Source organism: Mycobacterium sp. NGS18, from assembly GCF_059813185.1.
In genome coordinates this window covers 398,675-413,573 of record NZ_JCALEC010000004.1, presented here as the reverse complement: position 1 = coordinate 413,573, position 14,899 = coordinate 398,675, and the positions used below count along the sequence as shown (strand labels likewise).

General features: G+C 70.4%; 12 protein-coding genes. 9 read left to right on the top strand and 3 right to left on the bottom strand.

Translation table 11 applies throughout. The annotated features are described in order from the left end of the window. Positions 1–76 precede the first annotated feature (76 nt). Together AC5Y31_RS11115 and AC5Y31_RS11110 are read left to right on the top strand one after the other, a co-directional pair. Positions 77–1,387, top strand: a complete 1,311-nt coding sequence (locus AC5Y31_RS11115) for an MFS transporter (RefSeq protein WP_499980297.1) — start codon at positions 77–79, stop codon at positions 1,385–1,387. Then, complete coding sequence (locus AC5Y31_RS11110) at positions 1,374–2,147, top strand: TIGR03084 family metal-binding protein (RefSeq protein ID WP_499980295.1); 774 nt, start codon at positions 1,374–1,376, stop codon at positions 2,145–2,147. Before AC5Y31_RS11115 ends, AC5Y31_RS11110 begins: the two co-directional genes overlap by 14 nt. 80 nt (positions 2,148–2,227) lie before the next feature. Here the strand turns inward: AC5Y31_RS11110 and AC5Y31_RS11105 are convergent, their stop codons facing one another. From AC5Y31_RS11105 to AC5Y31_RS11095, 3 genes are all read right to left on the bottom strand, one after another. Further along, positions 2,228–3,085, bottom strand: coding sequence for a PE-PPE domain-containing protein (locus AC5Y31_RS11105; protein WP_499980294.1), 858 nt, complete (start codon positions 3,083–3,085; stop codon positions 2,228–2,230). Positions 3,086–3,416: 331 nt separating this feature from the next. Further along, a complete protein-coding gene (locus tag AC5Y31_RS11100) occupies positions 3,417–3,956 on the bottom strand; it encodes a pullulanase (RefSeq protein ID WP_301632475.1) in 540 nt (179 codons plus the stop codon). Between the two features lie 25 nt (positions 3,957–3,981). Beyond that, positions 3,982–5,430 carry a CCA tRNA nucleotidyltransferase gene (locus tag AC5Y31_RS11095; RefSeq protein WP_499980290.1) on the bottom strand — a complete coding sequence of 483 codons (1,449 nt, stop codon included), beginning with the start codon at positions 5,428–5,430 and terminating at the stop codon, positions 3,982–3,984. 142 nt (positions 5,431–5,572) lie between these two features. On the opposite strand from AC5Y31_RS11095, the gene AC5Y31_RS11090 reads away from it, so the two are divergent. The 7 genes from AC5Y31_RS11090 (at position 5,573) to trxA (ending at position 14,774) form a co-directional block, all read left to right on the top strand. Then, complete coding sequence (locus tag AC5Y31_RS11090; protein WP_499980288.1) at positions 5,573–6,337, top strand: NUDIX hydrolase; 765 nt, start codon at positions 5,573–5,575, stop codon at positions 6,335–6,337. Between the two features lie 53 nt (positions 6,338–6,390). After that, positions 6,391–8,760 (top strand): hypothetical protein, encoded by a 2,370-nt coding sequence (locus AC5Y31_RS11085; RefSeq protein WP_499980286.1) that lies wholly within the window; start codon positions 6,391–6,393, stop codon positions 8,758–8,760. Next, positions 8,757–12,155 carry a murein biosynthesis integral membrane protein MurJ gene (murJ, locus tag AC5Y31_RS11080; protein ID WP_499980285.1) on the top strand — a complete coding sequence of 1,133 codons (3,399 nt, stop codon included), beginning with the start codon at positions 8,757–8,759 and terminating at the stop codon, positions 12,153–12,155. Before AC5Y31_RS11085 ends, murJ begins: the two co-directional genes overlap by 4 nt. A 54-nt stretch (positions 12,156–12,209) precedes the next feature. Further along, complete coding sequence (sigM, locus tag AC5Y31_RS11075) at positions 12,210–12,830, top strand: RNA polymerase sigma factor SigM (protein WP_301632468.1); 621 nt, start codon at positions 12,210–12,212, stop codon at positions 12,828–12,830. 30 nt (positions 12,831–12,860) lie between these two features. Further along, complete coding sequence (locus tag AC5Y31_RS11070; RefSeq protein WP_499980284.1) at positions 12,861–13,367, top strand: RsmA family anti-sigma factor; 507 nt, start codon at positions 12,861–12,863, stop codon at positions 13,365–13,367. Between the two features lie 82 nt (positions 13,368–13,449). Then, a complete protein-coding gene (gene trxB, locus AC5Y31_RS11065; protein ID WP_499980282.1) occupies positions 13,450–14,442 on the top strand; it encodes a thioredoxin-disulfide reductase in 993 nt (330 codons plus the stop codon). Next, positions 14,439–14,774 (top strand): thioredoxin, encoded by a 336-nt coding sequence (gene trxA, locus AC5Y31_RS11060; RefSeq protein WP_499980281.1) that lies wholly within the window; start codon positions 14,439–14,441, stop codon positions 14,772–14,774. The genes trxB and trxA overlap by 4 nt, the downstream gene beginning before the upstream one ends. The last annotated feature ends 125 nt before the right edge of the window (positions 14,775–14,899 follow it).

The following is a 14,899-nucleotide window of genomic DNA, read 5'->3' as shown; positions in this document are numbered from 1 at the left end:
AGCGACCTCGAAGATTTGTACTCTGGTTTGGGGCCGACGCCGCAGTGTCAGCCGCCCGCGTCCGGAGGTAGGTCTTGTGGTGGACACCCGCGCACCCGTATCGCTATGGCGGTCGGCGCGCAGCCTGCCGGAATTCTGGCGGCTGCTGGAACTTCGGGCCGCAAGCCAATTCGGCGACGGCTTGTTTCAGGCCGGCCTGGCCGGTGCGCTGTTGTTCAACCCGGACCGGGCTGCCGCGCCGTGGGCGATCGCCGGGGCCTTCGCCGTGCTGTTCTTGCCGTATTCGGTGCTGGGACCGTTCGCCGGCGCGCTACTGGACCGCTGGGATCGGCGGCTGGTGCTGGTGGTGGCCAACCTGGCCCGGCTGTTGCTGGTGGTCGGGATCGCCGCGCTGTTGGCCACCGGCGCCGGTGAGCTGCCGGTGCTGTGTGCGGCGCTGATCGCCAACGGGTTCACGCGGTTCATCGCCTCGGGGCTATCGGCAGCGCTGCCGCACGTGGTGCCGCGCGACCAGGTCGTCACGATGAACGCGCTTGCGATCGCCACCGGTGCGGTGGCGGCGTTCCTGGGCGCCAACTTCATGCTGCTGCCGCGCTGGCTGGTGGGCGCCGACGATCGCGGTGCGGCGTCCATCATCGCCGCGGTGGCGGTCCCGGTCACGATCGCGCTGGTGCTCGCGCTGCGCTTCGGCGCCCACGTGCTCGGGCCCGACGACACCAAGCGCGCCATCCACGGCTCGGTGTTCTACGCGGTGACGACGGGCTGGCTGCACGGCATCCGAACGGTGCGGGCCCGGCCCACCGTCGCGGCGACCCTGTCCGGGCTGGTCGCACACCGGATGGCGTTCGGGGTCAACACTTTGCTGGTGCTGGTGCTGGTGCGCCACGTCGGCGAACACACGGTTTCCGGTCTGGGGACCACGGCGTTGTTCGTCGCCTCGGCCGGCGTCGGATCATTTCTGGCCACGCTGCTCACCCCGCCGGCGGTGCACCGCTGGGGCCGGTATGCCACCGCCAACGGGGCGCTGGCGGCGGCGGCGGTGATACAGCTCGCTGGGCTCGGCCTGTACCTGCCGGTGTTGGTGCTGTGCGGTTTCCTGCTCGGGATGGCCGGGCAGGTGGTCAAGCTGTGCGCCGACACCGCCATGCAGATCGACGTCGACGACGCCCTGCGCGGGCATGTGTTCGCGGTACAGGACTCGCTGTTCTGGGCGGCGTTCATTCTCGCGGTGGCCGGCACCGCGGCGGTGATTCCGCCCGACGGGCACGCGCCGGCGCTGATCGTGGCCGGAACGCTGCTGTATCTGGCCGGTCTGGCCGGGCACAGCCTGATCGGGCGGCAGCGGGATCCGGTGGGCGGCATACAGTACGGGCATGGCCGAAACTGAACCGATCGTCGCCGACCTGAGCGCCGAGAGCGAGGACCTGGACACCCTGGTGGCCCCGCTCACCGACGGTCAGTGGGGTGCTCCCACGCCGGCGGCGGGCTGGACCATCGCCCATCAGATCGCGCATCTGCTGTGGACCGATCGGCTCTCGCTGATCGCCATCACCGATGAGGCCGGCTTCGCCGATGAGCTCGCGGCGGCGATGGGCGATCCGACCGGGTTCGTCGACGCCGGTGCCGCCGAGCTGGCGACGCTGCCGCCGGCTGAGCTGCTGGCGGAGTGGCGCTCGACCCGGGCGCGGCTGCACGCGGCGCTGCGCGACGTGCCCGACGGTCGCAAGCTGCCGTGGTTCGGTCCGCCCATGAGCGCGGCGTCGATGGCCACCGCCCGGCTGATGGAGACGTGGGCGCACGGCCTGGATGTCGCTGATGCACTGGGGATTCGCCGGACCCCCACCGCGCGGTTGCGGTCGATCGCGCACCTGGGGGTGCGGACCCGCGACTATGCGTTCACCGTCAACAACCTGGCCCCGCCGGCAGAGCCGTTTCACGTGGAACTGCACGCACCCGGCGGCGGGGTCTGGGCGTGGGGACCGGTCAATGCCGAGCAGCGGGTGACCGGATCGGCCGAGCATTTCTGTTTCCTGGTCACGCAGCGTCGTGCGCTGGCTGATTTGGACGTCGCGGCGCACGGGGACGACGCGCAGCGCTGGCTGGAGATCGCTCAAGCCTTCGCGGGGCCTCCCGGCACCGGTCGATGAGCACGCCAGCGCGAAGAGAGCCGGGGCCGTACTAGCAGGGCCGGGGCGCTGAGCGCGCCAGCGCGGCTCCCCTTGCCGGCTCAGAACCAGGCGATGATCCCGCCCAGGATCATGTCGAAGGAGTTCATCAACGCCTGGAACATGTTCACGTCGGCCGTGTCGATCATGTGGTAGGTCGTGTCGTCGATCACAGTCGGCGTCGCGCTGGCAATCTCCTCCGGCGAGAGGCCCAGGTAGGCCAGGTGATCGCTGAACATCCCGCCCATTTGGTGGCCGTCGTCCCAGTTGGCGAACCCGTCGCTGGAGAGGGTGTAGACGTCGGTCGTGAAAAGGTTACTCGGCGTGACCAGGCCGAGGACCGAGTCGATGTGCATCATCTCGGCGAACTGATCGACCATCCTGACCACGTCGTCATGCCACGATTCCGGGAACCAGGACAGCAGCGTGGGCAGGAACCCGCTCAGGAACCCACCCTCCGCCGCGCTGTCGCCGACCATGACGAAATGCAGCGCGTCCTTGGGGATGTCCGTCTGTGCAGCGAGTTGCTCCATGACCAGTCCCGCCGCGACGTTGGACTGCGAATACCCGAAGATGTACAGCGGGTCTTCCGAGCTGAAGCTGCCGTCGCCGTCGTTCCACCGCTGCACGATCGCGTCGAACAGGATTTTGGTGCCTCCGCTGATGCTCGCGTTCAGGTCGGAGGTTTCGGGCACCTGTAGGAACGTCGCGGTGCCGTCGGTGGGGAATCCGTTCGGTTCCAGATACAGGCTCTTGCTCAGGTCGAGCCAGTTCTGGTTCATGGCCGGGATCATCACCAGGGCTTCGCTGAGCAGGTCGAGGTCGAAGTGCACAGCGCTGACGGCCGACACCGGAGAAGCCGTCACTCCCGCCACGATTACCGGGGCAGCCAACAGCGCCCCCACGGTCGTCTTGTTCACTGATCCTCCCGACATCGCTGCGTTGATTTCCAGCATTCCCAAGAGCGAACAGGAAGTGCCGACGCGTCATTAACTTAGCCGGTTCGTGGCGCAGAGTCCACTTAAGCGCCCCAGCGCCGCTGTGCTTGATCGAACTCCCACAAAAATGGGGATAAGTCTCGTATGCGCGCTCGTACGCCCCGCAGGGCGTCGGGTCGGAGCTGCCAGCCGCCGGGCCGAACCGGCGTTGTGGAGTTGTTTCGCGTCGGCTATGTAAAGCCAACCGCGCGACCAAGTATCCATCCCTGAAGCGCTGCTATCAACCGCTGCGGCGAAGAGACGGCTCCCGGTCTCACAAGGGCGCGGCCCCATCGGCGGCACCGTCACCGTCGGTATCGGTGAGCTTGAGGTCCCACCGCCCGTCGCCGTCGGTGTCGACGTAAGCCGCGCCGTAGCCGCCGGCCCCTTCCAGTGCCGTGCCGATCAGTACCCGATCGGCGCGCCCGTTCCCGTCGGCGTCGAGCAACAGGTCGTTGATGCGGCCATCGCCGTCGAAGTCCACCAGCGGCCCACCGGTGTGCTCGACCTCGTCGAGGCCCATCCAGCGCAGCCCGCCGGATCGGTCTGCTGAGCCCGCCGCGACACCGTGCCCCCAGGTGCCGGAGCCGTCGTCGGTGAAGGAGGCTTCCGGGGTTCCGTCATCGTCGAGGTCGAGCATCAGGTGGTCGGCGACACCGTCGCCGTCGAGATCGACCAAGGCGTCGTCGCGCAGACCGTCGCCGTCGAAATCGAGGCCGATCGCATCGGCGAGCCCGTCACCGTCGAGATCGAGATCGGGCGGACCGGTCCACATCGTGGCCGCGCCGTCCCCATCGCCCAGGCAGTAGTCCATACCCGTATCAGACGAGGCGTCGGCGCTATTGGTTCCCCTGGGTCTGCCACCACGCCAGCAGCTCGGCGGTGGCCTCCTCACGCGTCAGCGGTCCCCGCTCCAGGCGCAGCTCCTTGAGATAGTTCCACGCGCGACCCACCTGCGGGCCGGCCGGGATTCCCAGCAGCGTCATGATCTCGTTGCCGTCCAGGTCCGGCCGCACCCGTTGCAGATCCTCCTGCTCGGCCAGCACGGCGATCCGCTCTTCCAGCTGGTCGTAGCTGGCCTGCAGGCGCGCCGCGCGCCGCTTGTTGCGGGTGGTGCAATCCGCGCGGACCAGCTTGTGCAGCCGGGCCAGCAGCGGTCCGGCATCGGTGACGTAGCGCCGCACCGCCGAATCGGTCCACTTGCCGTCGCCGTACCCGTGGAAACGCAGGTGCAGATAGACCAGCTGCGAGACGTCGTCGACCATCTGCTTGGAGTAGCGCAGCGCGCGCATCCGCTTGCGGACCATCTTCGCGCCGACCACCTCATGGTGGTGGAAACTCACCCTGCCGTCGACCTCGTGGCGCCGGGTGTCCGGCTTGCCGATGTCGTGCAGCAGCGCCGCCCAGCGCAAAACCAAATCGGGACCACCCTCGGGCCCGGGATCCTCGAGGTCGATCGCCTGGCGCAGCACCGTCAGGGAATGCTGGTAGACGTCCTTGTGCTGGTGGTGCTCGTCGATCGCCATCTGCATGGCACCGACCTCGGGCAGCACCACCTCGCCCATCCCGGTGGCCACCATCAGGTCGATGCCGGCGGCCGGGTCAGCGCCCAACAGCAGCTTGTCCAGTTCGGCGGAAACCCGCTCGGCGGTGATGCGGGACAGCTCCTGGGCCATCTCCTCGATCGCGTCGCGTACCCGCGGCGCCACGGTGAACCCGAGTTGGGAGACGAACCGGGCGGCGCGCAGCATCCGCAACGGATCGTCGCCGAACGAGTCCTGCGGCGCGGTCGGCGTGTCCAGCACCCCGGCTTGCAACGCCGCCAGGCCGCCCAGCGGGTCGAGGAACTCCCCCGGCCCAGCGGGGGTGATGCGGACCGCCATCGCGTTGGCGGTGAAATCGCGGCGCACCAGGTCCTCGTCGAGCGAATCACCGAAGCGCACTTCGGGATTGCGCGACACCCGGTCGTACTGGTCGGCGCGGAAGGTGGTGATCTCCAGCCGTTGACCCCCCAGGGCGGCGCCGACGGTGCCGAACTCGATCCCGGTGTCCCACATCGCCTCGGCCCGGCCCCGCAAGATGCGCTGCACCTGCTCGGGGCGGGCGTCGGTGGTGAAGTCCAGATCCGGGCCCGGCCGGCCCAGCAAGGCGTCGCGGACTGATCCGCCGACCAGATACAGCTGATGGCCGGCCGCGTCGAACATGGCGCCGAGTTCACGCAGCAGCTCGGCGTGCCGGTTCAGCACGACGGCGGCCGAGGTCAGCAAGTCCTGGTGGGCTTCGGGCACGTTCGATGAGCTTAGCGGCGGTCGCAAGCGCGGCGGAGCCGGGCGCAGCGGGCCACCGCCATCAACGCAGCGGTAGGCGCGGCCAGGCCCAGCCCGGCGAGGGAGGCGGGTCGGCCCGCCGTTGCCAGCTACTATCACATGGGTGTCGGCCGACGGCGGAGAAGCCAATTCGGGACGGCGCCGCAGGCGGCGCCGTGGTCGACGCACGTCAGGTCCGAAAACCAGCCACACCGAAGCCGCGGCCCCCGACAACACCGCCGGGACAGCGGCGACACCCGCCCGCTCGGCGCAACGCCGTCCCCGCAGCGCCCGGCACGGACCGGAGCGGTTGCGCACCGTGCACGAGACGTCGGCCGGCGGCCTGGTCGTCGACGGCATCGACGGGCCGCGCGAGGATCAGGTCGCCGCACTGATCGGGCGCATCGACCGCCGGGGCAGGATGCTGTGGTCGCTGCCCAAGGGGCACATCGAGGTCGGTGAGACCGCCGAGCAGACCGCGATCCGCGAGGTCGCCGAGGAAACCGGCGTCCAGGGCGACGTGCTGGCCGCCCTGGGCAGCATCGACTACTGGTTCGTCACCGACGGCCGCCGGGTGCACAAGACCGTGCATCATTACCTGTTGCGGTTCTCCAGCGGAGAACTGTGCGATGACGACGTGGAGGTCACCGAGGTGGCTTGGGTGCCGATCCGGGAGCTGCCGTCCCGGTTGGCCTACGCCGACGAACGCCGCCTGGCCGTGGTCGCCGACGAATTGATCGACCGGCTGCAGGCCGACGGCCCGGCCGCGCTGCCGCCGCTGCCGGTAAGCGCGCCCTGGCGGCGCCCGCAGACCCATTCCCGCACCCGCCACTCTCGCCCCGACGAGCAAGAACCGCACCGGAAGAACGGTCGCGGGCTGGACCCGTGACCCGCACCCTACGAAGCGGTGGGGGCCGCGTGCCCGCCTTGTCACGTCCCCGCATGGCCCCTCTGGCGGTGGTGGCCGCCATCCTGATGGCGCTCGGCATGGCTCTGGGCGCTGCCTCCGCACCGCCCGCCACGGCCGGCGAGCCCGGCGCGGCGCAGTTCGTCCAGGTCCGGATCGACCGGGTCACCCCGGAGGTCGTCACCACCTCCAGCGTGCCGGTCGTCACCGTCGCCGGCACCGTGAGCAACGTCGGCGACCGGCCGGTGCGCGACGTGATGGTGCGCCTCGAAGAGGCCGGTGCCGTCGCATCATCGGCAGGCCTGCGCACCAACCTCAGCGGCGCCAACGACCAGTACCGCCCGGTGGGCACGTTCAGCACGGTCGCTACCGAACTGCAGCGCGGGCAGGATGCCCGCTTCACGCTGTCGGCCCCGCTGCGCGCGACCAGCCAACCGGCGCTGAACGTCGACCGTCCCGGCGTCTATCCGTTGCTGGTCAATGTCAACGGCACCCCGGACTACGGCGAACCGGCCCGCCTCGACGATGCCCGCTTCCTGCTGCCGGTGGCCGGCCTGCCGAAGACCGAGGCCGACTCCGATCCGCTGGCCGGCGCCGTCGCGCCCGACACCTCCCAACCGGTGCAGCTCACCATGCTGTGGCCGCTGGCCGATCGTCCCCGGCTAACTCCGGGAGCGCCCGGTGGCACCCTGCCGGTGCGGCTCACCGACGATGACCTGGCGACTTCGTTGGCCCCGGGAGGCCGGCTCGACGCCCTGTTGTCGGCCGCCGAGTTCGCCACCAGCCCGACCGTCGACGGCGACGGGGTCGTCAACCGGGCGCTGTGCCTGGCGATCGACCCCGACCTGTTGGTCACGGTCAACGCGATGACCGGCGGCTATGTCGTCGCCGACTCCCCCGAGGGCGCCAGCTCCCACCCGGGCGCCGGTCGCGCGGCGGCCACCACCTGGCTGGAGCGGCTGCGCCGGCTGGCAGGCCACACCTGTGTCACGGCAACTCCCTACGCACAGGCCGACCTCGACGCGCTGGCCCGCGTCGGCGACCCGAAGCTCAACGCGATCGCAGTGAGCCGGCCCGCCGACATCGTCGACCGCATCCTGCAGGTGTCGTCGACCCGCGGCGCCCTGGTGCTCGGCGACGGGAAACTCACGGCCGGTGCCGCCAAACTGATCAGCGCGCAGGGCTCAGCGGGCGTAGCGGTGGTGATCACCGCCGGCGACTGTTCGGCTCAGGACTCGGTCACCGGTGCGTCGGCCACCGCCGACCTCACCCCGCGGCGACTGTCCCCGCAACTGGTGGCCGCTCCCTACGATCCCGCCGTCGGCGCGGCGCTGGCGGCGATGGGCACCGATCCGGTGGCCCCGACCTACCTCGACGGCTCCCTGGCGATCCGGTTGCACCACGACTCCGCCCTGGCCCGCCGGCAGGACGCCCTCGGATCGATGCTGTGGCGGGGCCTGGAATCCCCGGACAGTCCCGGCGCACCGCGCACCGAGATCCTGGTGCCGCCGGCGTACTGGAAGCCGCGGGCCGACGACGCCCAGGCCGTGCTGACCACGTTGGCCACCGCGCTGCGCTCCGGGCTGGCCGAACCGCGGTCGCTGGGCGCGGTGATCGCCGACGCCCAGAGCGTCACCGCCGCACCGGCGCATCCGCTGCCGGCCGAGCAGTCAGCGGGCGGCTTCGCACCGGACATCATCGCCGCGGTCACCGGCGACATCGGCCGGCTGTGGGGTCTGACCTCGGCGCTGACCACCGACGTCCGCACCGGCCTGACCGGCGAGGCATACACCGCTCCGCTCGCCGAGGACATGCTCCGCGCGCTGAGCCAGTCCGAGCCGCTCGCCGTGCGCGGCGGCGTGGCGGGACAGCGGCTGGCGATCGTCGGCGACACCGTCGCGGATCTGATCGCCGCGGTCACCATCGTCAACCCGGCCGGCTCCTACACGCTGGCCACCGAGCACAGCCCGCTGCCGCTGGCCCTGCGCAACGATCTGGCGGTGCCGATCCGGGTCCGCCTGCACGTCGACGCACCCCCCGGGATGACGGTGGACGATATGGGGGATCTGGAGCTGCCGCCGGGTTACCTGCCGCTGCGGGTGCCGGTGGAGGTACGGGTCAACCAGCACTTCGTCGTCGACGTCGCCCTGCAGACTCCCGACGGGCTGCCGCTGGGCGAGTCCGCCCGGTTGGCAGTGCATGCGAACGCCTACGGCCTGGTGCTGTTCATGATCACCATGACGGCGGCGGCGGCGCTGACGGTGCTGACCGGGCGGCGGCTGTGGCACCGGTTCCGCGGCCAGCCCGACCGCGCCGACTTGGACCGGCCGCCCCCACCCGGGCGGGAGCACCCGGCTCCGCCGGCGGCGACCGCCGGCCGGCCCGACCGGGGTGCGGGCCGGTGAACGCACCGGCGCCGCAGCCCGCGCGCCCGGAGCTGACCGACGCCGCGGTGGTGTCGCGCTCGTGGGGCATGGCACTGGCCACCTTGGTCAGCCGACTCACCGGGTTCGTCCGCATCGTGCTGCTGGCCGCGATCCTGGGGGCCGCGCTGTCCAGCGCCTTCTCCGTGGCCAACCAGCTGCCCAACCAGATCGCCGCGCTGGTGCTCGAGGCGACATTCACCGCGATCTTCGTGCCGGTGCTGGCCCGCGCCGAACGCGACGACCCCGACGGCGGCACCGCCTTCGTGCGGCGCCTGGTCACGCTGGCCACCGCGCTGCTGCTGGCCACCACCGTGATCTCGGTGGCGGCGGCGCCACTGCTGGTCAAGCTGATGCTGGGCGGCGACCCGCAGGTCAACGAGCCGCTGACCACAGCGTTCGCCTATCTGTTGCTGCCGCAGGTGATCTGCTACGGGCTGTCCTCGGTGTTCATGGCAATCCTGAACACCCGCAACATCTTCGGGGCGCCGGCCTGGGCGCCGGTGGTCAACAACGTCGTCGCGATCGCCACGCTGGTGGTCTATTTGCTGGTTCCCGGCGAACTGTCGGTCGACCCGGTGCGGATGGGCAACGCCAAGCTGCTGGTGCTGGGCCTCGGCACCACCGCGGGGGTGGTCGCCCAGACCGCGGTACTGCTGGTGGCGATCCGGCGGGAGCGGATCAGCCTACGCCCGCTGTGGGGAATCGACGACCGGCTCAAGCGCTTCGGAGCGATGGCCGCCGCGATGGTGCTCTACGTCCTGATCAGCCAGATCGGCCTGGTGGTGACCAACCAGATCGCGGCCACCTCCGCTGCGTCCGGCCCGGCGATCTACTACTACGCCTGGCTGTTGTTGCAGCTGCCGTTCGGGATCATCGGGGTGACGGTGCTGACGGTGGTGATGCCGCGGCTGAGCCGTAACGCCGCCGCCGGCGACGACCCCGCAGTGCTCGCCGACCTGTCGCTGGCCACCCGGCTGATGATGATCACGCTGATCCCGGTGGTGGCGCTGATGACCGTCGGCGGCCCAGCGATCGGCAGCGCCCTGTTCGCCTACGGCAACTTCGGCGACGTCGACGCCGGGTATCTCGGCATCACAGTCGCCATGTCGGCGTTCACGTTGATTCCCTACGCCATGGTGCTGCTGCAGCTGCGGGTCTTCTACGCCCGGGAGCAGCCCTGGATCCCGATCGCGATGATCGTGGTGATCACCGGGGTGAAGATCATCGCCTCTCTGGCCGCCCCGCACCTGACCGACAACCCCGATCTGGTGGCCGCCTACCTCGGGTTTGCCAACGGCCTGGGCTTTTTGGCCGGCGCAGCCGTCGGTCACCTCCTGTTGCGGCGCGCGCTGCGCCCGGTCAGCGGGCACCTGCTCGGGCCGACCGTGGTCCGCACCGTGCTGGTCACCGTGACGGCGTCGTTGCTGGCCGGTCTGGTCGCCGAGATCCTCGATCGGGTGCTCGGCCTGCGCGGGTTGACCGATCACGGCGCGGCCGGGTCGATGCTGCGGCTGTTCGTGCTCGCCATGGTGATGCTGCCGATCATCGCGGCGGTCATGGTGGGCGCCCAGGTCCCCGAAGCCACCGCGGCACTGGACACGGTGCGCCGCAGGCTCGGTGCGCAGCGCGCACATATCAGCCCGGCAAACCCGCCGTCTCCCGCTCCCCCCGTCCCGTACGCTGAGCACAACCGTTTGCCCACACTGGGCGGGGACGTGACGAACGCCTCCGCCCGGCACATGCCATCGGAGCACATCGCCGGTGGCTGGACACCGAAAGGTATGGGGGTGACCAACAAACCTTCGGAGAGTCCCGGGGCTCGCGCGGCGTCGCGATCGGTTGCTCCGCCGCCATCCCAGCGCCCCGCCGGCGGCTCGGCCTCCCCCGAACCCACCGCCGATGCTCAGGCCGGGGATCAGCTGACACCAGGCCTGAGTATCGCCGGCGGACGCTACCGGCTGCTGGTGCGCCACGGCGGCACCCCGGTGCTGCAGTTCTGGCAGGCCCTGGACACCGCGCTGGACCGGCAGGTGGCGCTGACGTTCGTCGACCCGGACCAGACCATGCCCGAAGAGCAGCTCACCGGCGTCCTGTCGCGCACCCAGCGGCTCAGCCAGATCGACCTCCCCGGGATCGCCCGGGTGCTCGACGTGGTGCGGATCGGCGCCGGCGGGCTCGTCGTCTCCGAATGGGTCCGCGGCGCCTCCCTGCAGGAGGTAGCCGGCACGGCACCGTCGCCGATCGGCGCAGCCCGCGCGATGCGGGCCCTGACCGCCGCCGCCGAGGCCGCCCACCACACCGGCGTCGCCTTGTCGATCGACCACCCCGCCCGGGTCCGGGTCAGCATCGACGGCGACGTCACCTTGGCCTTCCCCGCGACGCTGCCCGACGCCCAGCCCGAGGACGACATCCGGGGCATCGGCGCCACCTTGTACGCGCTGCTGGTCAACCGATGGCCGCTGGATGCCGGTGCCGACGGCGGACTCGCCCCGGCCGACCGGGACGCCGCCGGTAATCCTGTCAAACCGGACGCGGTCAACCCGGAGATCCCGTTCCAGATCTCCGCGGCCGCCAGCCATGCGATCCAGTCGGACGGCGGGATCCGCGGCGCCTCCACGTTGTCGAACCTGCTGCAGCAGGCCACGGCGCTACACGAACAGACCGAGCTGCTGGGTCCGGTCGACGACGAGCGGCCCGCGCCGCGTCGCGAACCGGCGCCATTGGATGAGGAGATGCGCGCGGAGCGGCGCCGCCGGCTGCTGATCGGTGCCGGAATCGGCGGCGCCGTCATCCTGGTCGCCCTGCTGGTGCTGGCCTCAGTGCTCAACCGGATCTTCGGCGACGTCAACGGGCTGGACAAGACGGAGCTGGGCTTGAGCAGCCCCTCGGCGTCGTCCTCCCAGTCGGCCTCCGCCACGCCCGGCAGCACGGTGAAACCGGTGCAGGCGACGGTCTTCTCCCCCGGCGGCGAGGCCGACCGGCCCCAGGACGCCGGGCTGGCCATCGACGGGAACCCGGCCACCTTCTGGTCGACGGACACCTACTCGGATGCGGTGCCGTTCCCCAATTTCAAGAGTGGTGTCGGGCTGGTACTGCAGTTGCCCAAGCCGACGGTGATCGGCAGCGTCGGGATCAACGTCTCCAGCACCGGTACCCGGGTGGAGCTGCGTTCGGCCTCGACACCGAAGCCCACCCGGCTCGAGGACACCACACTGCTGGCGCCCGCCAAGGCGCTGCAGCCCGGTGCCAACAAGATCTCGGCCGACTCGTCGTCGCCGACATCCAACCTGCTGGTGTGGATCACCACGATGGGCAGCACCGGCGGCGAGAGCCGCGCCCAGATCTCCGAGATCACCGTGCAGGCGGCGTCCTAACCTCCTGTGCATAACTGAAGTGCCGTGCGGCCCCCGGCTGGTTAATGTCCGCCCATGGGGCACCCGAACCGCAGCGACGCCGAGCTGCTGGCCGCGCATGTCGCCGGTGACCGCTTCGCCTTCGGGGAGCTCTACGGCCGCCACCAGCGCCGGCTACGCCGGCTGGCCCGGCTCACCACCGGCTGCCCCGAAGACGCCGAAGATGCCCTGCAGGAGGCGATGCTCTCGGCACACCGGGGTGCGGGGGCGTTTCGCTACAACGCCGCCGTCGGCAGCTGGCTGCACCGCATCGTGGTCAATGCCTGTCTGGATCGGTTGCGCCACAGCAGAATTCAACCCACCGAACCGCTCGGCGAGTATTCTGCCGTCGGTGACCGCACCGCCGAGGTGGAGACCGCGCTGGAAGTGCATGCCGCGCTGCGCCGGTTGCCCGCCGAACAGCGTGCCGCAGTGGTGGCCGTCGACATGCACGGCTACTCGGTCGCCGATGCCGCCGACGCTCTCGGGGTGCCCCAGGGCACGGTCAAAAGCCGCTGTGCCCGCGGCCGGGCCCGGCTCGCGGTACTGCTGGGCCGAGACCACACCGGTGCCGCCGGCAGCGTCGCGCCGGGCGGGCGACGGATAACCTTGGCACCCGACGGTGCCATGCGAAGTCGGGTCGACGACTGCGCATAGCCAGGATGTGAGCGGAAGCAGCGCACTGCGATGGATGCGGGTGATCGGGACGACGACCGGGACGACGCTGGACGCCCGACCCATTCGAGCCGGCCGCTGCCCCGGCTCAACCGGATCGCCCTGGTGGCCGGCAGCGCGGCCGCGCTGCTGGCGATCGGGTTGGGCACGGCGGCGCTGATTCGCTCCCCCGCCGACACCACCAGCGGTCCGCGGTCCTTCGACGCCATCACGGTGGCCTCCGAGCCGGCGCCGGCGCTGCCGCTGACCGAATCGGAGCTCCTCGAGCTGTTGGACCGCCGCCCCGAATACGGCGCGCTGGCCGACCCCGGGCGCCGGACCGGCTGCCTGGCCGGACTGGGCTATCCCGCCTCCACCCGCGTCCTAGGTGCGCGCGAGATCGCCGTCAACGGTCATCCCGGGGTCGTGCTGCTGCTGCCCGGCGACTCGACCGGCACAATCGTCGCGCTGGCGGTGGCCCCGACCTGCAATTCCGCCGATACCGGGCTGCTGGCCGACACGACCGTTCGCCGTCCGTAGTGCTTCTCCGGAACAATCGCCGCCTACGCTGACGTTGATAGCCCTGTTACCGATCCGAGCGGAAAGGCTCTCGATGTCCTCGATGCCTGAGACACCGACCATCCACGATGTGATCATCATCGGTTCCGGCCCGGCCGGCTACACCGCTGCGATCTACGCCGCCCGGGCGCAACTGGCGCCGCTGGTATTCGAAGGGACCTCGTTCGGCGGGGCGCTGATGACTACCACCGAGGTGGAGAACTACCCCGGCTTCCGCAACGGGATCATAGGGCCCGACCTGATGGACGAGATGCGCGAGCAGGCGCTGCGCTTCGGCGCCGACCTGCGCATGGAAGACGTCGACTCGGTCGATCTGGACGGCCCGGTCAAGTCCGTCGTCACCGCCGAGGGCGAGACGCACCGGGCGCGAGCGGTCATCCTGGCCATGGGCGCTGCCGCCCGCTACCTGCACATCCCCGGCGAGCAGGAGCTGCTGGGCCGGGGGGTGAGTTCGTGTGCCACCTGCGATGGATTCTTCTTCCGCGACCAGGACATCGCCGTCATCGGCGGCGGCGACTCGGCGATGGAGGAAGCCACCTTCTTGACCCGATTCGCCCGCAGCGTGACCCTGGTGCACCGCCGCGAAGAGTTCCGCGCCTCCAAGATCATGCTCAACCGCGCGCGCGAGAACGACAAGATCCGCTTCCTGACCAATACCGTCCCCGTCGCGGTGGAGGGTGAGAACACGGTGACCGGCCTGCGGGTGCGCGACACCGTGACCGGCGAGGAGACCACTCTGCCGGTGACCGGAGTGTTCGTCGCGATCGGCCACGACCCCCGCTCGGAGCTGGTGCGCGAAACGGTCCAGCTGGACTCCGATGGCTACGTGCTGGTCCAGCAGCCGAGCTCGCGCACCTCCGTGGCCGGGGTGTTCGCCGCCGGCGACCTGGTGGACCGCAGTTACCGGCAGGCGATCACCGCCGCCGGCACCGGATGTACGGCCGCGATCGACGCCGAACGCTGGCTGGCCGAATCGGCCGAGATCGCCTACCCGCAGGAAACCACCACCGAAACCTTGATGGGAGCACCCCAGTGACAGACAACGGCCACCACACCGTCACCGTCTCCGACGCCACCTTCGCCACCGACGTCCTGGCCAACAGCACGCCGGTGCTGGTGGACTTTTGGGCGACCTGGTGCGGCCCCTGCAAGATGGTCGCCCCGGTACTCGAGGAGATCGCCGACGAGCAGGCCGGCCAACTCACCGTCGCCAAGCTCGACGTGGACGCCAACCCCGAGACCGCCCGCGAGTTCAACGTGGTCTCGATCCCGACGCTGATCCTGTTCAAGGACGGTCAGCCGGTCAAGCGGATCGTCGGCGCCAAGGGCAAGGCGGCCCTACTCCGGGAGCTCTCCGACGTCAGCTAGTCGTCCGCTAGCCCTCCGCTGGTGATCGTGTCGGCCCGCCTCGATCACGCATCGTTCTCGCCTTGTCGTTTTCAATAATTCGGGCAGCATCTGAGACAATGCTGGGTAATCAGCTGGTGACCGCC